Annotated in this window: 19 protein-coding genes and 4 pseudogenes; 2 read left to right on the top strand and 21 right to left on the bottom strand. The window is 44.1% G+C overall.

Features of this window, described 5'->3' with window-relative positions:
• Nucleotides 1-22 precede the first annotated feature (22 nt).
• A complete protein-coding gene (locus DW904_RS24945) occupies nt 23-313 on the top strand; it encodes a DUF6783 domain-containing protein (RefSeq protein WP_347562018.1) in 291 nt (96 codons plus the stop codon).
• On the opposite strand, the gene murD is transcribed toward DW904_RS24945, so the two are convergent.
• From murD to DW904_RS24940, 3 genes and pseudogenes are all read right to left on the bottom strand, one after another.
• Nucleotides 227-1,582: a UDP-N-acetylmuramoyl-L-alanine--D-glutamate ligase gene (murD, locus tag DW904_RS04150; protein ID WP_118578200.1), complete on the bottom strand. Its 1,356-nt coding sequence runs from the start codon at nt 1,580-1,582 to the stop codon at nt 227-229. The two genes, DW904_RS24945 and murD, sit on opposite strands and share 87 nt — an antisense overlap.
• Before the next feature lie 63 nt (nt 1,583-1,645).
• Nucleotides 1,646-2,601: pseudogene (gene mraY, locus DW904_RS04145) on the bottom strand (phospho-N-acetylmuramoyl-pentapeptide-transferase).
• Nucleotides 2,602-2,758: 157 nt separating this feature from the next.
• A pseudogene (locus DW904_RS24940) lies at nt 2,759-2,989 on the bottom strand (DUF6783 domain-containing protein); the annotation flags it as partial.
• Here DW904_RS24940 and DW904_RS24935 point away from each other — a divergent pair.
• The gene (locus DW904_RS24935; RefSeq protein WP_306467719.1) at nt 2,927-3,112 is read left to right on the top strand and encodes a DUF6783 domain-containing protein; all 186 of its coding nucleotides are present in this window, start codon (nt 2,927-2,929) and stop codon (nt 3,110-3,112) included. The pseudogene DW904_RS24940 and the gene DW904_RS24935 overlap by 63 nt on opposite strands.
• On the opposite strand, the gene DW904_RS04135 is transcribed toward DW904_RS24935, so the two are convergent.
• From DW904_RS04135 to priA, 18 genes and pseudogenes are all read right to left on the bottom strand, one after another.
• A complete protein-coding gene (locus DW904_RS04135) occupies nt 3,046-4,758 on the bottom strand; it encodes a penicillin-binding transpeptidase domain-containing protein (protein ID WP_118578242.1) in 1,713 nt (570 codons plus the stop codon). The two genes, DW904_RS24935 and DW904_RS04135, sit on opposite strands and share 67 nt — an antisense overlap.
• 128 nt (nt 4,759-4,886) lie before the next feature.
• Entirely contained in the window at nt 4,887-7,022 is a 2,136-nt protein-coding gene (locus tag DW904_RS04130; protein ID WP_226836530.1) for a penicillin-binding transpeptidase domain-containing protein, read from the bottom strand.
• Between the two features lie 137 nt (nt 7,023-7,159).
• Complete coding sequence (locus DW904_RS04125; protein WP_118578198.1) at nt 7,160-7,720, bottom strand: septum formation initiator family protein; 561 nt, start codon at nt 7,718-7,720, stop codon at nt 7,160-7,162.
• A gap of 14 nt (nt 7,721-7,734) precedes the next feature.
• Nucleotides 7,735-8,668 (bottom strand): annotated as a pseudogene (rsmH, locus tag DW904_RS04120) (16S rRNA (cytosine(1402)-N(4))-methyltransferase RsmH).
• A 36-nt stretch (nt 8,669-8,704) separates the two neighbouring features.
• Nucleotides 8,705-9,136 carry a division/cell wall cluster transcriptional repressor MraZ gene (gene mraZ / locus DW904_RS04115; RefSeq protein ID WP_118578197.1) on the bottom strand — a complete coding sequence of 144 codons (432 nt, stop codon included), beginning with the start codon at nt 9,134-9,136 and terminating at the stop codon, nt 8,705-8,707.
• 390 nt (nt 9,137-9,526) lie between these two features.
• The gene (lgt, locus tag DW904_RS04110) at nt 9,527-10,885 is read right to left on the bottom strand and encodes a prolipoprotein diacylglyceryl transferase (RefSeq protein ID WP_118578196.1); all 1,359 of its coding nucleotides are present in this window, start codon (nt 10,883-10,885) and stop codon (nt 9,527-9,529) included.
• A gap of 29 nt (nt 10,886-10,914) precedes the next feature.
• Nucleotides 10,915-12,012, bottom strand: a complete 1,098-nt coding sequence (gene ychF, locus DW904_RS04105; RefSeq protein ID WP_021926448.1) for a redox-regulated ATPase YchF — start codon at nt 12,010-12,012, stop codon at nt 10,915-10,917.
• A gap of 247 nt (nt 12,013-12,259) precedes the next feature.
• Nucleotides 12,260-12,937 (bottom strand): thiamine diphosphokinase, encoded by a 678-nt coding sequence (locus DW904_RS04100; protein WP_118578195.1) that lies wholly within the window; start codon nt 12,935-12,937, stop codon nt 12,260-12,262.
• 8 nt (nt 12,938-12,945) lie between these two features.
• Complete coding sequence (gene rpe, locus DW904_RS04095) at nt 12,946-13,617, bottom strand: ribulose-phosphate 3-epimerase (protein WP_118578194.1); 672 nt, start codon at nt 13,615-13,617, stop codon at nt 12,946-12,948.
• A gap of 4 nt (nt 13,618-13,621) precedes the next feature.
• Nucleotides 13,622-14,500 carry a ribosome small subunit-dependent GTPase A gene (rsgA, locus tag DW904_RS04090; RefSeq protein WP_118578193.1) on the bottom strand — a complete coding sequence of 293 codons (879 nt, stop codon included), beginning with the start codon at nt 14,498-14,500 and terminating at the stop codon, nt 13,622-13,624.
• 3 nt (nt 14,501-14,503) lie between these two features.
• On the bottom strand, nt 14,504-16,744 hold the full coding sequence (pknB, locus tag DW904_RS04085) for a Stk1 family PASTA domain-containing Ser/Thr kinase (RefSeq protein ID WP_118578192.1): 2,241 nt from the start codon (nt 16,742-16,744) through the stop codon (nt 14,504-14,506).
• Complete coding sequence (locus DW904_RS04080) at nt 16,738-17,484, bottom strand: Stp1/IreP family PP2C-type Ser/Thr phosphatase (RefSeq protein WP_118578191.1); 747 nt, start codon at nt 17,482-17,484, stop codon at nt 16,738-16,740. The genes pknB and DW904_RS04080 overlap by 7 nt, the downstream gene beginning before the upstream one ends.
• A 61-nt stretch (nt 17,485-17,545) precedes the next feature.
• The gene (gene rlmN / locus DW904_RS04075; protein ID WP_118578190.1) at nt 17,546-18,586 is read right to left on the bottom strand and encodes a 23S rRNA (adenine(2503)-C(2))-methyltransferase RlmN; all 1,041 of its coding nucleotides are present in this window, start codon (nt 18,584-18,586) and stop codon (nt 17,546-17,548) included.
• A gap of 10 nt (nt 18,587-18,596) precedes the next feature.
• Nucleotides 18,597-19,946 (bottom strand): 16S rRNA (cytosine(967)-C(5))-methyltransferase RsmB, encoded by a 1,350-nt coding sequence (gene rsmB / locus DW904_RS04070; RefSeq protein WP_118578189.1) that lies wholly within the window; start codon nt 19,944-19,946, stop codon nt 18,597-18,599.
• Nucleotides 19,939-20,651, bottom strand: a pseudogene (locus DW904_RS04065) (zinc metallopeptidase). The gene rsmB and the pseudogene DW904_RS04065 overlap by 8 nt, the downstream one beginning before the upstream one ends.
• A 4-nt stretch (nt 20,652-20,655) precedes the next feature.
• Nucleotides 20,656-21,612 (bottom strand): methionyl-tRNA formyltransferase, encoded by a 957-nt coding sequence (fmt, locus tag DW904_RS04060; RefSeq protein WP_118578188.1) that lies wholly within the window; start codon nt 21,610-21,612, stop codon nt 20,656-20,658.
• Complete coding sequence (gene def / locus DW904_RS04055; protein WP_118578240.1) at nt 21,613-22,095, bottom strand: peptide deformylase; 483 nt, start codon at nt 22,093-22,095, stop codon at nt 21,613-21,615.
• A gap of 93 nt (nt 22,096-22,188) precedes the next feature.
• Nucleotides 22,189-24,417, bottom strand: a complete 2,229-nt coding sequence (priA, locus tag DW904_RS04050; RefSeq protein ID WP_118578187.1) for a primosomal protein N' — start codon at nt 24,415-24,417, stop codon at nt 22,189-22,191.
• Between the last annotated feature and the right edge of the window lie 3 nt (nt 24,418-24,420).

Here is a 24,420-nt window from a genome sequence, read left to right as displayed (position 1 = left end):
CGTCCCATGCCTTGGTTAAAGCATATGCCAGATCCGGGTATTCTATGAAATAAATCATAAGTTTCTGTACCTGCCGCCAATCACATTCTGTGGCTACGACAACCGAGTTCGAGTGAAATATACTGCAAAACGGAACGTGCAGATTACAGGAATGATTTTTCGAACAGGCTCCAGAGCATGCCTCCAAAAGGCTTTCTTCAAGATGTACGCTGCAATTTGCGGTATATTACAGTGCTCTCACATACTCCTTAAACATCTGGCCTCTCTGCTCATAATTGTCAAACTGACCCCAGCTTGCGCATGCAGGAGATAAAAGGACCGCGTCCCCGGCGTTTGCCTTATCCGCACACACCTGCACAGCTTCTTTCAGATCCTCACAGAGAATAACATCATGAAAGCCATTCTTCTCAGCCGCAGCCTTAATTTTCTCTTTCGTCTGACCAATAAGTACCAGATACCTTACTTTGCCGTCAAATGCCTGAATCCACTCATCATAACTGGATTCCTTATCATATCCGCCGCCAATCAGAAGAGTCGGACGGTTCATTGCCTGGATTCCCTTAATAGCCGCATCCGGGTTGGTTCCCTTTGAATCGTTATAATATGCCACACCGTTTTTCTCAGTTACATACTCAATTCTGTGCTCCACGGCTGTAAACTCACAGATACTCCTACGGATACTATCCATATCAACACCTGCGTAGTAAGCCATGGCCACTGCTGCCATTACATTCTCAAAATTGTGTGTACCAAGAAGCTTCAGTTCTCCTGTTCTCACAACCGGAATCTCCTCTTTCTCTGTACGAAGAATAATCTGGTCTCCTCTCAGGAAAATACCCTGTTCAAGTTCTCTTGCACTGGAAAAATATACAGCCTTTGGCACAATGCTTTTGCCAAATTCACGAAGGATTTCATCCTCATAATTCAGCACACATACATCCTCCGGACCCTGGTTGCTTGTGATCAGCTCTTTCACGCGGATATACTCAGCCATTGTATGATGACGGTTCAGATGATCCTCTGTGACATTCAAAATGGCGCTTACCCTTGGAGCAAATTTCCAGATAGTCTCAAGCTGGAAGCTGCTGATCTCTGCAACCGTGACCGTCTCATCTGTCATCTCCAGTGACTTGGAAGTATACGGAGTTCCAATATTTCCAACAACAAATACAGATGGGCGTGCATCTGACATGATTTTCCCAAGAAGGGCTGTTGTTGTAGTTTTTCCGTTTGTTCCGGTAATTGCAAGAACTTCACCCTTTCCAGTCTGATAAGCCAGTTCAACCTCGCCCCACACAGGAAGTCCCTGATCATAAAAACCTTTTACAATTGGAAGATCTGTGGGAACTCCAGGACTTAATACCACAAGATCCAGGCTTTCCTGAACTTCCTTCGGCAGCTCTCCTGCATAGATGGGAAGTTCATAATTTCCACTGATTTTATGTAATACGCTTTCTTTATCCAGATCTGCTTTTCCATCGTAGAGAACCGGGCAGGCACCAACTGCATTCAGAAGATCAGCTGCGCCGATACCGCTTTTTCCGGCTCCGAAAACCAGAACTTTTTTTCCTTTTAATTCCATGATTTATTTCCTCCTTAATGCCTTGCAATGGATGCCCCGGAATTCTCCCTTTTCATGCAGCTCTTACAGGGCTAAAAGTCCGATCAGGCACATAATTGCAGTCACAATAGTAAACACTGCAACTACTCTGCTTCTGACCATCCGCAAAGCTCAAAATGATGATGGATAGGCGCCATTTTGAAAATACGTTTGCCATGTGTTGCTTTGAAATAGGTTACCTGGATCATAACGGACAATACCTCAACCAGATAGATCAGTCCCACGATCAGTATAAACAGAGGCATCTGCAGCATATAAGCCACACCTGCCACAAATCCACCAAGCGCCAGAGATCCTGTATCTCCCATGAACACACTTGCCGGGTATACATTGTAAAGTAAAAATCCCATCAGTCCGCCGATAACAGCACAGGTGACAGGCTCGATACCTGACTGGGTTCCAATGGATACAACCGTGAAAAATACGGCTACGATCAGGGTAACGCTGGTAGCAAGACCATCTACACCGTCAGTAAAGTTTACGCCATTTACCGTTCCGATCACTGCAAAGAACAGCACCGGTACAGCCAGCCAGCCAAGATTCAGATAATGCCCACCCCAGAATGGAATACGCATGGTCAGAGACACATCTGTATACCGCAGTAGGTAGAAAGTAAAAATACCTGTTACCACTACCTGAAGCAGAAATTTCTGCCATGGAAGAAGTCCGTCAGATCTTCTAAGGACTACCTTCAGATAATCATCCAGAAAACCGATCAGTCCGAATCCCAGAGTCAGGAACAGAACCGGGATAATCTTGGGATAATCTTTTACATAAAACAATGAAGTAATAATCGTGGATATCAGAAAGATCACGCCGCCCATAGTCGGGGTTCCGGCCTTTTTCAGATGCGACTGTACGCCCTCTGTTCTCTCTGTCTGTCCCATTTTCAGCTTACGCAGAAAAGGAATAATAACAGGTCCTAATACTGCACTGATTGCGAAGGAAATCAGTACCGGGATCACAATATGAAATTCCATCCTCACACCTCTTTAATTCTTTCGTTTTTTTCGTTCCAGAGTCTGTTTAAAAAAGCATTCCGCAATCTTCCTCAAATTGTGACACACATCTTGCAGAAACCATTTTCAAACACGCTCTAAACTTTTTAAAGCATCTTATAGTATAAAGCTTTTCCCCTTATTTATCAACCCATAGCTTGGTTTTTGCAAGATAATATCCCAACATTGTTTCCTGCTTACTTCGTGACCGATAACACGCTTCTCCTTGCTCACAGCCTGACCGATCACCGAAGCTTATCTTTCTTTTTTCTGATTTAGAGCGTGTTTGAAAAAGGCTTTCTGCAAGATGTGCGTCACAATTTGTGGGAGATTTTGCCCGGATGAGGGCGCCGTAGCGGGCTACGGCAACCGAATTCGGGTGAAATCTCCCGCAAAGTGGGGCGTGCAGATTGCGGGAATGATTTTTCAAACACGCTCTAGCACCGCCTCAAAAATATTCTTTATCACAGGTGCCGCAATGGTTCCTCCGTAATACACGCCCTGCGGGTCATGTATAATGCAAAGCCCCAGGATCTGTGGATCTTCCGCAGGCATAAAACCAAGAAAGGAAGAAATATACCGGTTGGCACTTCTTGGCAAAGTCTGGGAAGTAGCCGTCTTGCCCCCTACTGTGCATCCCTCGATCCGGGCATTTCTTCCGGAACCTTCTGACACTACTTTCTCCAGAATTCCTCTTACTGTCTCTGATGTTTTTTCCGAAATAATCCCCGTTTCCACCGGATATTCCAGCTTTCTTCCGCTGGTGCCATCTGAGCTCAGAACGGATACCCCAAAATGAGGTGTGATCCGCCTCCCCCCATTGATCAGAGAACTGACTGTGGTCGCCAGCTGAATTGGCGTAATTTGAAAAGATTGGCCAAAAGCAACTGTTGCCAGCTCCACATTCCCCATGTTTTCCATTTTATGCATGATCGTTCCAGCCTCTCCCGGCAGATCTACACCTGTCTTCTTCAAAAGTCCAAACTCCTTGAAATAATGATAATAGTTTTCCACCCCAAGTCTCAGACCCACTTCAATAAAAACCGGATTGCAGGAATTCTGGGCACCTTCCACAAAGCTCTGAGAACCGTGTCCTGTTCTCCTTGCACAGTGAATCCGCCTGTCATCCACCAGCTTATACCCGGGACAGAAAAATCTGTCATTTACGGAAACCACGCCAGCCTCCAGACCAGCAGACATGGTAATGATCTTAAAGGTAGAACCGGGCTCATATGTATCGTTCAGGCAGGGATTTCTCCACATCTGGTTCAGAAGATCCTGTTTTTCCTGTTCATTCAGTTCTGAAGTATCCACGTCCGCATTCAATGTAAAAGGATCGTTCAGGTCAAATTCCGGCACATTAACACATACATAAATTTCTCCGTTCTGCGGATTCATAAGAAGTATGGAAACACGCGCAGCCTGTTTTTCTTCCATTACTTTTAGGGCCGCCTGCTGCGCATACTGCTGCAGATCCACATCCAGACTGATTTTCAGATTTTCCCCTGCCACCGGATCTTCCCTGCTTTCTCCGATCTGGTCGATTTCCACGCCTCTGGCATCTGTTGTGGTCAGGATTTTTCCCGCCTGTCCCTTTAAAACTTCCTCATATTTCACTTCCAGACCAATTATCCCCTGATTGTCACCGCCTGTAAATCCCAGAACCTTGGAAGCCAGAGATCCGTAAGGATAATACCGCTTATAATCCTCATCCACCTTCACACCATCCAGTTCATACCCACGTATCACATCTCCCACAGATTTTTCCACATTTGTCTTAATTCGTTCAATTGAAGATATTTTTTCAACTTTTTTACGCACTGTGTCAGTATCTATTTCCAACTCTTTTGACAAGACCTCAATAACCTTCTGTGGTTCCTTAATCTGACTGTGAATAACGGAAATGGTACATACAGTTTTATTATCTGCCAGAATCCTCCCTTTTGCATCCAGTATCTGTCCTCTTGCAGCCTTAATGACTCGTTCTCTTTCATGAAGTTCTTCTGCTTTCTGGTAATAGTAATCCGACCGAACCCCCATCAGGTAAACAAGCCTTCCCACAAGTCCCAGAAGCATAAGTGCACATACAAGAAAAACCATCCATATTTTTTTCCTGTGAAAGGTCATGGTTTTTTTCATAAAAAAATCCCCATCTGAAATCATCATAACTAATATATGCTAATTTCAGATGGAGGTATGTGTTGTATTATGGTGAACAGTCCGTTTTTTATTTCCTGCCAATACTATGCCACCTATGGACAGTATTTCTAATCCAGTCCGGCTTCCTCGTTAGTCAGGCCTTCACTCTCCATATTGTTATCCTCAATGGGATCCGTGTTATCTTCCGGAGGTCCCGGAACATTGGTATCAGAAACAGCCTCCGGCAGAGTTTCCCCGGCTGAACCAGTGTAGGAATCGCTGATTCCATCAAGGTTAGCAGATTTTATATACTCTCCGTTTGCATTGATCTGATAACTTCCGTCACTATTCAGCAGGTAACCATTTTCGTCAATCCGATTGCCATCCCAGTCAATGAGGTTGCCCTCTTCATCCACCAGATTTCCATTTTCATCAATCTGACTGTCAGATATAGTATTTACATGACCATTAAATTTCTCCCAAAGCTCTGTCTCCGGAACAGTTCCGTCTGTAGACTGATCGGGCTGAATATTCATGTATGGCAGAAGCTCGGAAAGAATTGCCTGTGCCACATACTGTGGATAAATACTGCTGGCCTGATCCTCTACATTTGGCTCGTCAATTACCACGTAGATCAGAACCTGCGGGTCATCAACCGGGGCAAATCCGATAAAGGAAACCACGTATTTACCGTTTCCACGGGGGAATTTCTCCGCAGTTCCTGTTTTACCGCCTGAGCTGTAACCCTGTACCTTTGACGTCATACTGGTACCCTGCTCTACACTGGCCTGCATATAGCTTCTGATATCAGCGGAAATGCTGGAAGAAATGGTCTGCTTCTGAAGAAGCGGGCTGATTGTCTTCACAGTTGCACCGCTGGCATCTTTGACTTTTGTCACAAGATGTGGCTGATAATAGTAGCCGCCATTGATAACCGAACACATTGCATTGATTTCCTGGATCATAGTACAGCTGAATCCCTGACCAAATGCAGAACACGCAAGCTCTGTCTCATGCATGGTATCAACAGTATGCATAATACCATATCCCTCATTTGGAAGATCGATTCCTGTCCGGCTTCCGAAATTGAAAGTACTCTGTGCTTTCAGAAAATTTTCAACTCCCATCTTTGCACCAATCTGCATCATGGCATCGTTACAGGAGTTTGCGATTACTTCCGCAAGGGTTTCCATTCCGTGTCCGTAAATATTTGCACATTTGATGGTGGTCATATTTCCTGGCACACCAAAATTCTGGTAACCATCACAATAGAAGGTATCACTGGTGGATATTTTTCCCTGTTCCAGAGCAGCTGCCATAACAATGGGCTTCACAACAGAACCAGGTTCGTAAATGTCGGTTACACAAAAGTTATTCCACATGGCGCTTAGAGCATCCATGGTCTCACTGTCGTTCATAGCAGCAATCTCATCTGCTGAATATAAGGAAGACAGATTACGTGGATCATTAAGATCATATCGGTCGCCCCCATCCATGGCAAGGATTTCACCACTTGAAGGGTCTTCCACGATCACTCCTATATTTTTGGCGCCAGTAGATTCCTTAAAGGCATTTACCCATTTTTCCACAATCTGCTGTGTTCCAAGATCGAGGCTAAGCTCCAGACTGTTTCCGTCAGAAGCTTCGATAATGGTTTGCTCCACGTTAGAATCATCACTGAAATATCCGTACTGTCGGCCATCAATTCCTGTCAGGCTGCTATTGTAGTAGCCCTCAATTCCATAGTCCGCAGTATCTCGGGAAAAAGTAAATCCCAGCGTATCACAGGCCAGCTCATTATATGGATAGACTCTCAGATAATCTTCTTCAAACCATACACCCTGGATATTGTTTTTCTCCTGAATTTCTTCCCTGGTCATTTCCGTATCATCTGGTATGCTGCAGTAATCCTCGAATGCTTTCTTATCATCCATGGAGACCTGCTTTTTCACGATCTGATACTGACTCTCCCTGGTCTTATCAGAAGTAAGCCTGGTACGGAGTTCTCCTTCATCAAGGCCAAATATGGTAACCAGAGCATTCACCGTAGGATCCAGATAATCCTCATCTGAATTTACAGCTTTACAGTCCAGTACAACATTATACACCTTGTTGCTCGTTGCCAGAATGTTGCCATTTCGATCATAGATTGCCCCTCGTTTCGCTGGCATTGTGCGATTCTGGTATTTTTGCTGAGCCTGACTCAGCACCTGTTTCTTATACTTGTCACCACTTTGAAAATTAATATAAGTGATAACTCCCAATAAAACGATTAAAGCTCCCAATACGCAAAAGAGCAGTATTGACAGCTTTTTTTTCATACTGTGATTTATTTTTTTTATAGGTTTTCTTTTTTGTTTTCTTCTCAGAGTAGTCAATCAAACACCTGCCTTCATTCCCATTACTTCCCGGTCACGTCCTGATACTGTCTTACGTAGCTGCCGCCTTCAGTCGCATAGGTTTCTGTCTGCTGGTTGCTTGGATATTTCATGCCCAGACGTCCGATGGCGATTTTCCGGATTCTTTCAAGGTCAACACTTGAAGTCACCTGGCTCTCATATGCATCGTTGTCTTCTTTCAGCTCGGCCAGTTGGGATTCAAGAGTGGCCAGCTGGCTTCTTTTACTGGTGCATTCTGTTTTCAGTTTCAGATAATTAATACTGCAAAACACAATAAGGATACCAAGTGCAGCCAGAAATATGGCAAAATTACGGTTCATATTATTGGCTTTCGCACGGTTTCTCCTGGCTGCCTTACTAAGCGGCTTGTTCCCCCGGACCTGCTGCTCTGGTGTGGTCAGCTCTGGTTTTGCCTTATTTTTACGAACAGAATGCTCTGGCTGACGGTACTCTCTCCGCTCAGGAACTTCCTGGACTTTTCGGACAGTGTTGCCATCAACATACACATTTTGTGGACGTCTTTTACCTGACACAGTATTCGTATGTCTGCCTGTCTCCGCCATTTTTTACCCTTCTTTTAAACTTTTTTTTCAAAAATTCTAAGCTTAGCACTCTTAGAACGCGGGTTTTCTTCCATTTCTTCATCACTTGGAAGAATTGGCTTCCTTGTGATAACTCTCCCCTTGGATTTCTTTCCGCACACACATACCGGAAAATCCGGTGGACAGGTACACGGGTTCTCATTTTTCGAAAATTGTTTTTACAATTCTGTCTTCCAGTGAATGGAACGTAATAATGCAAAGCCTTCCGCCATCATCCAGAAGATCGATCATCCCATCAAGTGAATCACGAAGAACATCCAGTTCCTTATTCAGCTCAATCCTGATTGCCTGGAACGTACGCTTAGCCGGATGACCTCCTGCTGCCTGTATCTTCATAGGTATGGATTCGCGGATGATCTGTGTAAGCTGGCCCGTTGTCATAATGGGGCTCTGCTGTCTTGCTGCTACTATATGTTTCGCGATATTTTTCGCAAATTTATCTTCACCGTAATCGCGGATAATGCGATACAGTTCTCTTTCTTCATAACCGTTAACAATGTCACTGGCAGTCTGTGTCTGTCTCTGGTCCATGCGCATGTCAAGAGGTGCATCTACCCGATAGGTAAATCCACGTTCCTCATTGTCCAGCTGATAGGAGGATACTCCCAAATCCAGAACAATACCATTCACCTTGTGAATTCCCCTTGCGGCAAGCTCCTGTACCATGTAACAATAATTGCTGCGAATGATTGTCACCTGGTCAAAGGCGGCAAGCCGTTCACTCGCAGCAATTATCGCATCCTGGTCTTGATCTATACCAATAAATCTCCCCTTGGCAGAAAGTTTCCTGCATACCTCAATGGCATGTCCTGCGCCGCCCAAAGTGCCATCCACATAGATTCCATCCGGCTTAATATTCAGCCCGCCAACGGTCTCGTCCAGTAATACAGATTTGTGTTTAAATTCCATTTCCGTCTCCTGTTGGATTTCTCGCTTATTTTATGCTCAGATGACGATTCCCATGTTCTCCATGTCGGCAGCAATGCTGTCCATATCGTCATAATTGCAATTCTCGCTCCATTTCTCCTTGCTCCAGACTTCTACTCTGCTTAAGTTTCCAGCCAGAATAACATCTTTCTCCAGACCAGCGAACTCACGTAACGTCTGTGGTACGAGAATTCTCCCCTGCTTGTCCAGTTCACATGTTGTTGCACCTGCAACAAAGAAGCGCGAAAAGGCTCTAGCGTCTTTATTTGTAAGTGGTAATGCACGGAGTTTCTCTTCAAAGGCTTCCCATTCATCCATAGGATAAATATAAAGACAACCATCAAGTCCTCTGGTAAGAACAAATTCCTCACCTAAAGGTTCCCGAAATTTCGCCGGGATGATCAAACGCCCCTTCGCGTCGATTGTGTGATTGTACTCGCCCATGAACATAAAAACTCACCTACTCTCGTGAAATACGAGTCTCCCCCTCGTATCTCATGACGGGAAACAAATGGAAGTTCTGCCACTTCGTCCCCATTTGTCACCACTTTTCTCCACTTCCTACCACTTATGAACCCATTCTAACCCATTTGCCCCTAAATTACAAGTGGGAAATTATGAAATCTATTACATAATTCTGTTACAAAGTCCTTACAAACAGTGAAAATGCAGTCAAAAAATTTTTTATAAAATAAATCCTGCCCTGCAGGACTTTTTATATTGCCGGAAATTCCAGCGAAATTACCTATTACACACAAAAAAACGCCACTTCAGTGGGATTCGCTCCCACCAAAATAACGTTTTGTTTAGTCCAGATTCAGGTATCTGACAATCATATGATCAATCTTTCTGCTCATGGGCAGGTTTTTTCGCAAATCTGCGCGGCTGGCTATACAACCATTCATCTTCTTCTGAAGCTGTCGGACCCTTCGCAGCAACAGTTTCTTCTTCAGAAATCCCGGCATTTTCTTCCACATAATTTTCTGTACCGGAAGCTTCTGGCAAAGCTTCCTCCTCAGAAATTTCTTCTGTATCTTTCTCTGAGTCCTCCTCATAGAAATCCTCAGCAACTGAATTTTCCTCTTCCACGATTTTCTCTGTGTTCTTTTCATCCTGAGGATCTTCTTCCGGATGCTCTTCTTCCACAGACGAAGTTTCTTCTGATTCTTCGGAATCATGTTCATAAGCAGATGCTGTTCCGTTATAGACTTCCGGAACACCTGCGGCATCTCCATCTGCAAAAGCTCTCTCCAGTCTGAGCCGGTCTCTGTATTCTTCTGCTTCAGCTTCTCTGGCTGCTCTTTCCTGCGCTTCATAGTCCTGTTCTCTCCTGCGTCTGCGCCTTGCCGCCCTCTTTTTCGCCATGGTTTCTTCCACGACTGCGATCATAGCACAGATTACAAACAGTGCTGCTGAGATCAGCTGGGAAATTCCAACAGAAGTTCCCGGAATCATAAGCTTGTCTGTTCGAAGAAGTTCTATGCAAAATCGTCCGAGACCATATCCTGCCAGATATTTCAGAAATACTTCTCCGTGGAAATGTTTTTTGCGCTTCCACACAAGCATCAGGAGAAACAAAAGCAGACACCAAAGACTCTCGTATAAGAAAACCGGATGTACTTGAATATAAGAAGTTCCACCTATTGTCTCCAGGTTTTCCCTCATTGCAGATGTCACTTCGCTGGAACGCACAGCAGATAAAGGGAGCTGCATTGCAAATATGCTGTTGGTATACTCACCGAAAGATTCCCTGTTAAAGAAATCTCCCCACCTTCCTATTATCTGCGCAATAACGATTCCCATGCTGGCAGTATCTGCCATCTGCATAAAAGATTTTCTGCGCACGCCGCAGTAAATGGCTGCTCCCAGCATTCCTCCAAACAGACCGCCGTAGAATGTAAGTCCGCCATTTCTCACATTAAAGATCTCAATAATATTGCCCTTATAAAGATTCCAGGAACATAAAACATAAAGCATTCTGGATCCGACCACACCCAGAAGCAGGGACATGATCATCATTTCCAGATAATCGTCTTTATTCTCGCCGCAGCGCTTCGCTTCCAGAATCACAAATCCCATTCCCAGAAGCATTCCCAGAGCTATTACAAGGCCAAAAAATGTAATCTCAAATCCAAATATTTGAATGGATTTCCCCACATAACCCAGGTTTATTCCTAGATTCGGAAACTGAATTGACATTTATGCTATCCCTCTGTTTCTATTACTTATCAGACATTGAAACGGAATAAGATCACATCGCCATCCTGTACTACGTAATCCTTACCTTCCATTCTTACAAGACCTTTTTCTCTTGCGCCTGCATAGGAGCCACAGTCAAGAAGATCCTGATAGTTTACCACCTCAGCCTTAATGAATCCACGCTCAAAATCAGAATGAATCTTACCTGCTGCCTGCGGAGCCTTGGTTCCAATCTTGATGGTCCATGCTCTGGTCTCATCTTCTCCGGAGGTCAGGAAGCTCATAAGTCCAAGGAGATGATAACTTGCCTTAACCAGCTTCTCAAGTCCTGATTCCTTGAGTCCAAGATCCTCCAGGAACATTTTTCTCTCATCCTCATCCAGTTCGGAAATCTCTTCCTCGATCTGTGCACAGATTACGAAAATCTCACTGTTCTGCTCTGCAGCATATTTTCTTACAGCCTGTACATGCGCATTGTCAGCACCATCATTTGCAAGATCGTCTTCTGCAACATTTGCAGCGTAAATAACCGGTTTCTGAGTGAGCAAATTGTATGTTCCCATCCATGCTTCCTCATCCTCATTCTCCAGTTCCATAGTGATGGCCATTTTGCCGTCTTCCAGCCATTTCTTGATCTTCTGAAGGAAATCAAGCTCTTTTGCAGCTTCTTTGTCCATACGGGCAGTCTTGGTAACCTTTGCAATTCTTCTCTCCAGGATCTCAAGATCAGAGAAAATGAGCTCCAGGTTGATAGTCTCAATATCACGGATCGGGTCGATGCTTCCATCTACGTGAATTACATTGGTATCCTCAAAACAGCGTACTACATGAACGATTGCATCAACTTCACGGATGTTTGCAAGGAACTGGTTTCCAAGACCTTCTCCCTTAGAAGCGCCCTTTACAAGTCCTGCAATGTCAACAAATTCTATAACGGCCGGTGTCACTTTCTTGGAATGATAAAAATCACCAAGCAGTGCAAGTCTTTCATCCGGCACAGTAACAACTCCCACATTCGGGTCAATGGTACAGAAGGGATAGTTCGCAGATTCTGCACCAGCCTTTGTCAGGGAATTAAAAAGTGTACTTTTTCCTACATTTGGAAGTCCAACGATACCTAATTTCATTTTATCCTATTTCTCCTTATTTTTAGGGGCGTTTGACATTTCTTTACGCCATTCTTTTGCTATTATACCACAAACAATAAAAATATGATATATTTCCGGCCCCATATTGTCTTCTCTATACATCTTTTTATTTTAGCATACCCAACTCTTTCCATCAAGACAAAAGCTCTGGACAATCTGATAAATTTGAAAAAACACCTCATATTTCCAATTGAATATGAAGTGTTTCTCTTTTGTAATACATCATTTATTTCAAATCTCTGGACATGATCATAAGAAGACTGCCTTTTTCGTAGAGTACCTTGGCCTTTTCTTCCTGGATCTCGTTGCTAACGGTGCGGCCGCAGTTATCTGTAGTAAGGCGGTAATGATCCAATGGGTATTTAAACCCCTTCAAAGTAAGACCTTCAACCGTTTCACCGGCTGCGAAAAAAGAAATATATTTTCCGAACTGACTGTCTTTTCGAATAATATAGCCATTTTCCACAAGACAGATGTAATTCTGAGCATCTGCCAGGATCACATTGACACCCTTTTGTCTGCCATATTCCAAAAGTCCCATGTTTCCAATAAAATGATCCAGTCTTCCACCAGTTGCGCCAAGAATAAGAATATTCTTTGCCCCTCTTCTTATTGCCAGATTTAAAGTAGACTGGGTATCTGTATCATCCTTTTCAGGATTCAGTCTGACAATTTCTGTATGGTCAAGACTCTCCAGATATGCCTTTCCAGCACCTGATAAACTGTCAAAATCACCGTCCACAATATCCGGGACAAGACCTGTTTCCAGAAAGAAATCCAGTCCTCTGTCAGCCGCCAGCAAAAGCAGCTTCTTTCCTTTTCGCTCTTCTTCTATTTTTCTTATAAAATCGAGGGCAAAATCTTTCTGGATCATGCCCCCGCTTACGATTACTGTATCTATCATTCTATCTCTCACTCAATCCTGTCACCAATCTCTTCGATCTGTTTCTGAATATGGCGGACATTCTGGGCAATATCACCGCCGAATACCCAGGATCCGGCAACAAAGATATTGGCACCAGCTTTCATAACAGTCTCTATGGTACCTTCATTGATTCCACCGTCAACCTCAATATCCACATTCAGATTCTCTTTGTCGATCAGTTCTCTCAGTTCCTGAATCTTCTCTGTACACTCGTCCATATATTTCTGTCCGCCAAAGCCAGGCTGAACAGTCATTACCAAAACCATATCCACATCCTCAAGCATATGGCTGATATCATTTACCGGAGTTGCAGGCTTGATGGAAACACCAACTTTCACTCCTGCATCCTTGATACGCTCTATAGTACGTTCCAGATCCTCACATGCCTCAGCATGAACGGTGATGGAATCCGCACCACAATTTACAAAATCCTGAATGTATCTTTCCGGCTCTGTCACCATAAGATGAACATCAAAAAACATCTTGGATTCTTTACGGATGGATTTGATCACCGGCATACCAAAGGAAATGCTCGGTACAAAATCTCCATCCATAACATCAATATGGAGCCATTCAACTCCTTCGTTTTCAAGAATTTTAATCTGTTCGCCCAGACGGTTAAAATCCGCTGATAAAATGGAAGGGCATAGCTGATACATAGTTTTAGTATCTCCTTTTCTCTTTTAATTCCTCATATAAAGCCAGATAGTTGTCATACCGCTGCTGACTAATTTTACCTTCAGACAGAGCTTTCTTCACTGCACAGCCCGGTTCATGAATGTGCATACACCCCTGAAACCGGCATTGCGGCTCATACATTACAAATTCCGGGAAGTAATCCCGAAGCTCCTCTTCCTTCATATCGGTAAGATACAAAGAAGAAAATCCCGGAGTATCCACCAGGAAAGTATTCTTCTCCACCGGGATTACCTGGGAATGTCTGGTGGTATGCTTGCCGCGCTTCAGTTTTTTGCTGATCTCACCAGTCTCCATCTGCACTTCACCCTGCATACAGTTGGTAATGGAAGATTTCCCCACACCGGAAGGTCCTGCAACTACTGTTGTTTTTCCCTTCAGTATCTCATGGATCTCGTCCATTCCCTCTCCCTCATAGGTACTGGAAAGCACTACACGATATCCACATCCAGTGTAGATTTCGTAAAGCTTTTCCATTTCTTCCTTCTCTCCCACATCTTTCTTATTGAAGCAGATAACTGCAGGAATTTCCTGCTGCTTCATCATAATCAGAAAGCGGTCCAGAAGAAGAAAGTTAGGCTTTGGATTCTCCATGGCAAAAATCAAAAATGCCTGATCTACGTTGGCAACAGCAGGACGGATAAGTGAATTGCGGCGGGGAAGAATGGAAGTTACACTGCCTTCCTTCTCCTCCTCATTCAAAACGGTAATCTCCACATTATCACCTACCAGAGGCTTGAAATTATCCTTTCGAAAAATTCCTTTTGCTTTACATTCGTAAACATTGCCGTCTTCCGCATAGATATAATAGAAGCCTGCAATTCCTTTAATGATCTTTCCCTGCATGGATTACTCAACCTTCTCAAAAGTAAGAGGATAATGGCCAAGTTCCTGATAGCTTCCATCAGATTGCTGCTCAGACAGATATAAAGTACCCTCAGCAACTCCTGGTGCACCTGTAATATCCAGCTGATATGGGAAAGTAAGCTGCTGTCCTTCTACCACAGAGCTTGCTTTTGGAGCGCCGCCTACATTCTGAACAAGCTCCAGTCTGATCAGACCTCCATTATATCCGGTAGGCGTATTCAGTTTCTGTGTACATTTCCATACTTCGCCATTTGCTGCTGCAGTAGTATCAGAGGAACTCTGATCCTCAGTATTCTGTGAAGAAGTATCCTGACTTCCACTGCTTACAATAAGAGTGATCGTATCGTTATCCGGATCTGCATATACCGGGTTGTCATCTGTATATCCTATAGGATCCTGAGAGATAACAGTTCCCTCTGCAACGTCTGTGCTCATCTGCATTTCCACATTAATATTAATGAATTTGCCAAGCTTGGCAATTGCATCATTCTTCTCCATTCCGGTTACATCTGGCACCTGTACACTGTCACCATAATTAATACCACGGCTGATGGTAAGAGTAACTGTATCGCCTGCCTTGACAGTAGTTCCTGCTGCAGGCTCAGTATCAAGGACACATCCAATGTCTACCATAGAAGACTGACTTTCATCCGGGTAAATCTTATTGATCTGAACCGTTAAGCCCTGGCTTTCCAGAGTTTCCTGCGCCAAAGCGCCATTCTGACCGAACATATCTGTAAGGGTAACGGACTCAGAACCTTTACTTAAATAATAGTTAACAGTTGAATTTTTAGCTACCTTTGTTCCCTGTACAGGATCCTGTGAAGAAATCTTGCCTTTTTCCTGTGTGGAAGCCTCTTCACCTTTGTAGGTCATTCCGATATTTACAGAAGCGCAAAGTTCCTGTGCCTCAGCCTCTGTCTTACCGATAAGATCAGGTACTGGTACCATACCATCATCTTCGTCAGCAGCCTGGGTAACCTGTGCCTGCTGATTCTGCTGATCCAAAGAAGAATCCTTGCTGTCTCCGATCAGACCTGCTGCCTTTCCCACAACAAGAATTACCGCGATCAGAACTGCGGCACCTATGATCAAAGCAATAATACTTCCAGCTACACTGACGCCTCTTTTCTGCTTTTTGATACGTCTTTCTCTCTCTTCCCGCTCTCTGCTTCGTTCACGATCCCGGTTCTTTCTGGAGCCTTTCGAGCTCTCTTCCTTATCGTCATACCCGAAATCGTCATCATCATCGTAGTTTGTCTCATTCAGTTCTTTTTCCAGAGTTTCTATATCCGGTTTAAGAGTCTGCTTCGGAGTGTGCTTGATCTCTCCAAGCTCTTCATCAGAAATTACAACCGTCTTAGCGTCTGTATCTACAGATGTAAGCTTCACAAAATCTCCCTGCGGGTCAATAAGAGAATGCTTCAGATCTTCGATCACGTCCTCCATCTTATTATATCTGCGATCCACACTCTTCTGGGTACATTTCATAATAATCTGTTCCAGACTGTACGGCAGATCTGGGGAATAAACACTTGGCGGTACCATCTCTTCCTGAAGATGTTTGATTGCAATGGCAACTGTAGTATCTCCGTCAAAAGGAACACGTCCTGTTACCATCTCATATAAAGTGATACCAAGTGAGTAGATATCACTCTTCTCATCGCTGTAGCCGCCTCGTACCTGCTCTGGTGAGCTGTAATGTACAGACCCCATAACATTAGAGCTGATGGTATTGGAAGAAGCAGCTCTTGCAATTCCAAAGTCTGTTACCTTTACTTTGCCGTCTGTGGAAATAATAATATTCTGAGGCTTCACATCACGATGTACAATGCCGTGGCTGTGTGCTGCCTCAAGTCCCATAGATACCTGAATGGCAATACTGGTAGCTTCCTTTACCGAAAGCTTGCCTTTCTTGGAAATATACTCCTTAAGAGTGATTCCCTCGATCAGCTCCATTACGATATAATAAACACCCTCATCATCGCCTACATCAAATACATTTACTATGTTTGGATGGGTAAGACCTGCTGCTGCCTGCGCTTCACTTCTGAATTTCTTTACAAAAGTTGCATCTTCCCTGAATTCCGGCTTCAGAACCTTAACTGCCACAAAACGGTTTAGTTTATGGTCCATTGCCTTATATACGTCCGCCATTCCGCCGGTACCGATTTTACTTACAATTTCATAGCGTTCTACTATAATCATACCTGTCTTTAACATGTTTCCACCTCATTCGTGAATGGTTCTATCAATATGATTGCAATGTTATCCTTGCCGCCGTTGTTGTTGGCTTCCTGGATAAGAGTATTTCCCTTCCAGGTGATATCCTCATCAGAATTCAATATGATTTCTTCCATTTTTTTGTCTTCCACCATATTGCTGAGACCATCGGAACACATCAGGATCGTACTTCCCGGTTCCAGACGCATATCAAAGAAATCCACGTCTACAGTTTTTTCTGCTCCCAGAGCTCTGGTGATAATGTTTTTATCCGGATGATTTCTTGCCTCCTCAGCAGTGATTTCACCCATTCTTACCATTTCCTGAACCAGTGAATGATCCCTGGTAATCTGCCTCAGCTGTTTATCCACCACATATAGTCTGCTGTCTCCCACATTGGCAACATAAGCATACTGACCTACAATGGTGGCTACTACCATGGTAGTTCCCATTCCACGAAGCTTCTCATCCTTCTGCGCCTGTTCTATAATTTCTGTGTTCGCAGTCTCAATGGCATGGCGGATTACCTTTACAGGATTATAATCCGTATCCTCCCTGATTTCATCTACCAGTATCCTGACCGCGTGAGAGGAAGCATAATCACCTGCATTGTGCCCTCCCATTCCATCAGCAACAGCAAAGAGGTTCGGGAGATTTCCAACTGTGTCCTGGGAAGCGAACACATAATCCTGGTTCATCTTCCGCTTCATTCCTATATTCGTAGCTGAATATACCCTCATGTCACTTCTCGCTTTCTGTCCTTTTCGTACTGTTGTTCAACATAGAAACACCAGTTTTTCATTACTGCGGATCGTAACTTTTTTCCATATAACTTTTTCGTAATTGTCCACAGGCACCGTCTATGTCACTGCCCATTTCCCTTCTAATAGTAACATTAATTCCGCATTTTTCAAGTTTTATTTTAAAATTCTCTACAGCCTGATGCGTAGAACGCCTGTAAGAACGCTCCTTAATAGGGTTTACCGGGATTAGATTTACATGACAATTAATATCATGGATTCTGCTGCTCAGCTCTCTTGCATCTTCGTCACTGTCATTAACACCAGCCACAAGACTGTATTCAAAAGTAATTCTCCTGCCAGTCTCCTGAAAATAATTGCGGCATGCATCCAGGACTTCGTCCATACTGTACCGCTGTGCAATAGGCATAAGTTCCTGTCTTTTTTCATCATTTGGTGCATGCAGAGACAGGGCAAGGGTAATCTGCAGTTTTTCCTTTGCAAGCTCATAAATTTTCGGAACAATTCCGCAGGTCGATACGGTGATATTCCTCTGGCTGATGTTAAGACCATCTTCATCGGAAAGCAGATGTACAAAGCGTACAATATGATCATAATTATCCATAGGTTCGCCGGTTCCCATTACTACTACATTAGATACCCGCTCTCCCGTTATGCTCTGGATCCTGTAAATCTGATCCAGCATTTCCGAAGGAAGAAGGTTTCTTGTCCAGCCTCCAATAGTGGAAGCACAAAAACGACACCCCATTTTACAGCCTACCTGTGACGAAATACATACGGAATTTCCATGCTTATAACGCATAAGAACACTCTCGATCACATTTCCATCAGAAAGGCGGAACAGATATTTTCTTGTGCCGTCAATGGCAGAAACCTGTTCATCCACCATTTCCAATGCCGCTATGGGATAGTCTTTCAGTTTTTCTTTTAATTTTCCTGGTATGTTTCCCATCTCATCATAAGAGGTTACCAGATGTTCATGTAACCAGCTGTAGATCTGCTTTGCCCGAAAGGGTTTCTCTCCCAGTTCGGTTATCAGATTTTTCAGTTCGTCTTTCGTCATCGACTTAATGTCTGTCATATTTATATTCCTATTTTCTTCTGAATTTCGCAATAAAGAAGCCGTCTGTCTTATGTACTCCAGGAAGCAGCTGCAGATATCCAAGTGCAGTTGTCTCTGAGTGCAGCTCCTCTGGAAGATAAGGATCCAGGCTCTCCAGCTTAAATGGATAATTATTCAAAAACCACATCATGTTCTCTTCGTTTTCTTCTTTTGCAATGGTACAGGTACTGAAGATCAGCTCTCCTCTTGGCTTCACATAGTTTGCTGCGCGATCCAGAATGGTTCTCTGCAGAATCACTATTTCATCCTGTTTCTGTGGCGTAACACGGTATTTGATTTCCGGCTTCTTGCCGATCACTCCATACCCGGAACAAGGTACATCTGCAATTACAACATCTGCAAGCAGTTCTGAATCCTGATCAAAAATAGTAGCATCCTGCACTCTTGCCTGTACATTAATAGAATTGGTACGTTGGATATTTTCCTCGATCAGATTGACTTTATACTGGCTTACATCTCTTGCATCTACCGTTCCATATCCCTCCATCTTGTCTCCCATATGAAGACTCTTTCCACCTGGCGCAGCACACACGTCAATAACATAATCACCCTTCTTCGGATCTGCAACCTCCGCAACCAGCATGGAACTTACATCCTGCACGACGATTTTACCCTTGATAAAAGCATCCAGTGCAAGAATGTGGTTAAAATCAGAAATGCTGTATGCATAAGGCAGATATGGAGCAGGCGCTACATGAACGCCCTGACTTTCCAGGCTTTTTACAATCTCTTCCTTGGAATTCAGATAAGTTCGGCATCTGATGGTAAGAGGATGTTCCGTAAGAAAATCCGCCAGTATCTTCTCTGTTGTTTCTTCTCCATAGGCTTCCAGCCACCTGGTTACCAGCACCTCTGGCATGGAATACTTTACAGAAAGATATTTCAACAGATCATCTTCTTTTTGAGGGAACCGGACCTGATCCATTTCCCGGGCTATGGTACGAAGAACACCATTTACAAAAGGCTTCAGATTATAAAAACCTTTTCTTTGCGCCAGCTTCACAGCCTCATTGCACACTGCGCTATCTGGCACACTATCCATGTATTTCAGCTGATATACTGCACTTCTTAAAATTTCCCGGATTGCAGGCTTCATCTTATCAACTGTCACCTTGGAAAAAGAATTGATAATGTAATCAATCTGGATCCGGTATTCCAGCGTTCCTTCACAGACACGGGTGATAAATGCCCGGTCCTGTTTGGGAAGGAACTGATATTTGGAAAGGGCATTCCGAATTGCCACGTGACTGTGCTCGCCCTCTTCGATTTCAAGTAAAATTTCCAGGATCATCTCCCTGGAATTGATTCCGTTAATCATCCCGTCTTCTACCTCCGGAAAGTATGATCAGTCTCAGAAGCTGTAAAATGGAAGAAGCAAGAGCTGCTACATAAGTAAGGGCTGCCGCTGTAAGAACCTTCTTCGCACCTTTGTTTTCCTCGCGGCTTAAAATTCCTGTGCTTTCCAGCATTTTTAAAGCTCTTGAGGAAGCATTGAATTCTACCGGAAGTGTACAAGCTGAAACAGTACCGCCAGTGAAAACAGCACAATTCCTACAGTTGTAAGTGCCGGTATGGAAAGGATCAGTCCCAGAAGAAAAATCGGCCAGGAAAGGGAAGATCCGATATTTGCCACCGGAACAATAGCTGAACGGATATTCAGCGGTGCATAATTTATATTGTGCTGAATGGCATGACCACACTCATGGGCAGCGACACATACAGCTGCCACAGAAGTTCTTCCATATACGTCCTGTGAAAGTGCCAGCCTCTTTGTTCTCGGATCATAATGATCTGTAAGGCTTCCGGAAATTGGAACAATCGTTACGTCGTAAATTCCGGCTGCATTTAAAATCCTCTGGGCAGTCTGAGCTCCTGTAAGACCTGAATGGCTGCGCACCTGCTGATAACGTGCAAAAGTGCTTTTCATCTTTCCAGATGCAGCCAGTGCCAGCACCATTCCAATGATCAGCAATACATAAGTAGGATCAACATAAAATCCATAAGGATACCCATATCCGTACATAAGATCACTCCTTTTTATCTGTGAATCTGCTTCCGGTTTCTATATGACATCCTCGAAGGAATGCATCCGCATCCATTCTCTTTTTTCCTTCTAGCTGTACCTGTGAAAGTACCAGAACATCCTCACCGCAAGCCACGTAAATTCCTTTTTTGTCTGTTTTTACTACCGTTCCAGGTTCTGACTTTTCTGCGCCAGCTTCTTCACTTTTTACTACAAAGCTTTCCCATACCTTCAAAGTTTTTCCATTCCAGAAAGTAAATGCACTTGGCCACGGATTTAAACCTCGCACCAGTCTTTCCAGTTCCTCGGCTGATTTCCCGAAATTGATCAATCCCATCTGTTTGGTGATCATACCGGCATAGGGAGTAGGGCTTTCCTCCGGCTGTTTCTCGTAAACAGCTGTGCCATCAAAAATGTGAGGCAATGTCTCAACAAGAAGCTTCGCTCCTGCTTCTGCAAGCTTATCAAACAGAGTTCCGCCCGTCTCATCTTTTGCAATCGGCACTACGATCTTTGAGATCATATCTCCTGTATCAAGACCTGTTCCCATTCTCATGATCGTAACACCTGACTCCTTTTCCCCATCAATAACTGCCTGCTGAATAGGAGCTGCACCGCGGTATTTCGGAAGCAGGGATGCATGGATGTTAATACATCCGTATTTCGGAAGCTCCAGAATGCTTTTGGGAATGATCTGTCCAAAGGCAGCTACCACAATAATATCGGGATCCAGTTTCTCCAGAACCTGTAAAAATTCCGGATCGCGTACCTTCACAGGCTGGTAAACCGGGAACCTATGTTTCATTGCCTCTTCCTTTACAGGAGTGGGAAGCATAGTCTTTCCCCTTCCCTTCGGCTTATCCGGCTGGGTTATAACACCTGCCACCTCATAGCCAGCTTCAGCCAGTGCATGAAGGGGATTAACTGCAAAATCCGGCGTTCCCATATAAACAATTTTCATTTATTCCTCTTCCTCCTCATTGTCATAACTTACATGATGTAATTCACCTTCAACCAGACGTGTGTACATTTTTCCGTCAAGATGATCCAGCTCATGACAAAATGCACGGGCAAGGAGTCCTTCTCCTTCATATATCTGCTCATTCATATCCATATCAAGAGCTTTTACCTTCACATAATTTGGGCGGGTAACCTGACCGGACATTCCCGGAACACTTAAACATCCCTCCTCGCCTGTCTGCTCACCGGATGTCATAAGAATTTCCGGATTGATAAGAATAATTGGACCATCTCCAATATCGATCACTACGATTCTCTTTAATATACCCACCTGGGGAGCTGCAAGGCCAACACCGCATGCGTCATACATGGTTTCCAGCATGTCTCCTACCAGATCCTTTGTACGTTTGTCGATTTTCTCTACTGGTCTGCAGATTTTTTCTAAAACGGAATCTCCCTCTGTTCTGATTGTTCTAAGTGCCATCTCTGTGTTATCTCCTTTATCTTTGAATTTGGAAATACCCGTTGTTTCAAAGCCCTGCACCTTAACGCAGCCCTTTATTTCCGGTATTTCGCCTTATGAAAAATCAAATTGTATATTAACTTTTCTGAAGCCGGAATTGATTTCTATATATTCCTCCAGCCTGTCCTTTATTCGGACAAGCAGATCATAATTCTCATGTTTCAGATAAAGTACTCTTCTGTATACATCCTTTACTTTCCCTACAGACGCAGGGGCGGGACCGATCACATGAAGATCTTTTCCCGCATATATTTTTCCTGTAAACAGACCAAGATAGTGCATGGCTGTCTCAAGAAGCTTCTCATCCTCCGAAGAACCAAGCACTGCCATCATATGGGCAGCCGGGGGATAATCCATAAGAAGACGGTATCCCATCTCTTCCTGGTAAAATTCTTCGTAATCCTGCTTTGCAGCTGTCTGTATGCTGTAATGATCCGGACTATAAGTCTGGATCAAGGCATGGCCTTCTTTCCTTCCTCTTCCTGCTCGTCCCACCGCCTGGGTAAGAAGCTGAAAAGTGCGCTCACCACTGCGATAATCATCAGCATTCAGGGATAAATCTGCAGCAAGGATCCCCACAAGTGTAACATCCGGGAAATCATGTCCCTTGACGATCATCTGGGTTCCAATCAAAATATCGGCCTCATGCCTGGAAAAAGCAGACAGAATTTTTTCATAGCTTCCCTTAGCTCTTGTAGTGTCGTAATCCATTCGAAGAACTCTTGCCTCTGGAAATTCTTTTTCTACCACCTGCTGGATCTGCTGGGTTCCCGCTTTAAAACCGCCTATATATGGGGAAGAACAGACTGGACATTTGTCCGGTTTCACAGTTTCATAACCACAATAATGACAGATCAGCTTTCTGCCATTATGCTCACTTAAGGAAACGTCACAGTGAGGACATTTCATTACATGACCGCAGGAACGGCATGAAACAAACCCTGCGTAGCCACGGCGGTTGAGAAACAACATGGCCTGCTCCCCTTTTTTCAGGCACTGGCTCAGGTCTTCTCTCAGTTCCAGACTGAGGGCAAGGCGGTTTCCTTTTTTTAGTTGTTCCCTCATGTCAATAATTGATACCCTGGGAAGAGGTCTTTCTTCAAATCTGGCTTCCAGCTTTACAAGGACATATTCTCCTTCTTTCGCCCTGTAATACGCTTCCATAGATGGAGTTGCAGAACCAAGAATTACTCTTGCGCCTTCCAGCTTTGCTCTGTGGATAGCCGTTTCCCGGGCGTGATACCTTGGACTGTTTTCACTTTTATAAGAAGATTCATGCTCCTCATCAATAATGATCAGCCTCAGCCTTCCAAAAGGAGTAAAAAGTGCTGAACGGGGTCCCACCATAACCTGCAGTTCTCCCTGTTTGGCTCTTTTAAACTGGTCATAACGCTCTCCCAGGGAAAGTCTGGAGTTAATTACCGACACCTTATCACCAAAACGACCATAAAATCGCCGTACAGTCTGATAAGTCAGCGCAATTTCCGGAATCAGCACGATTGCCTGACCGCCTTCCTTTATCACCTTATCGATCAGCTCCATATATACTTCCGTTTTTCCGCTGCCGGTAACTCCGTGAAGAAGAACCGGTCTCGGATCCGGGTGTTCCCATTCTGATAAGATCTGATTCACAGCCATTTGCTGGGATATACTTAATACTGCTGGTGCCACATGCGGAATATTCTCTGCATCTGCAACTGCATTTCTATACACTTCATCTGACTCCACAGAAGCAATCCCCTGTTCTTCAAAATATCTCAGGACAGAAGCCGTAGTGCCAAGCTCCTTTGAAGCCCAGGCAGTCTCAATTTTCCCATTTTCATTCTGCAAGAGTGCTTCCAGAAGGCGGATACGTGCTTTAAATCTGGTCATGCTGAGCTCTTCCAGAAGCTTTTCCCCATCTTCTCTGGAAATCAGAAGGGTTATCCACCTTTTTTCCTGGGCTTTCATCTTTTTCTGAATAGGAAGAACTGTTTTCAGAGCCTGGATCATGGTAGAGCCATAATTTTCTTTCATCCACCCTGCCAGCGCGATCAGCCTGGATTCTGTGGTTTCCTGATCATTTTCAATACCGGCAACAGACTTAAGCTGGATTCCCTTTACCTTGGGCTCATCAGAAATCCCCACTACATATCCCTTGCGCACATGATTTCCTCTTCCAAATGGAATGGAAACCACCATTCCCACCTGTATCTCGTCCTTCAGTTTCTCCGGAACCAGATATTGAAAGCTTTTATCCAGCTTCTCATGGGAAATGTCTACAATAATATCTGCATATGTCATGTT

The sequence above is a fragment of the Ruminococcus sp. AM42-11 genome, from assembly GCF_003480145.1.
Taxonomy (GTDB): domain Bacteria; phylum Bacillota; class Clostridia; order Lachnospirales; family Lachnospiraceae; genus Blautia_A; species Blautia_A faecis.
The sequence above is the reverse complement of the archived record's forward strand: the minus strand, read 5'-3'. Positions and strand labels throughout refer to the sequence as shown.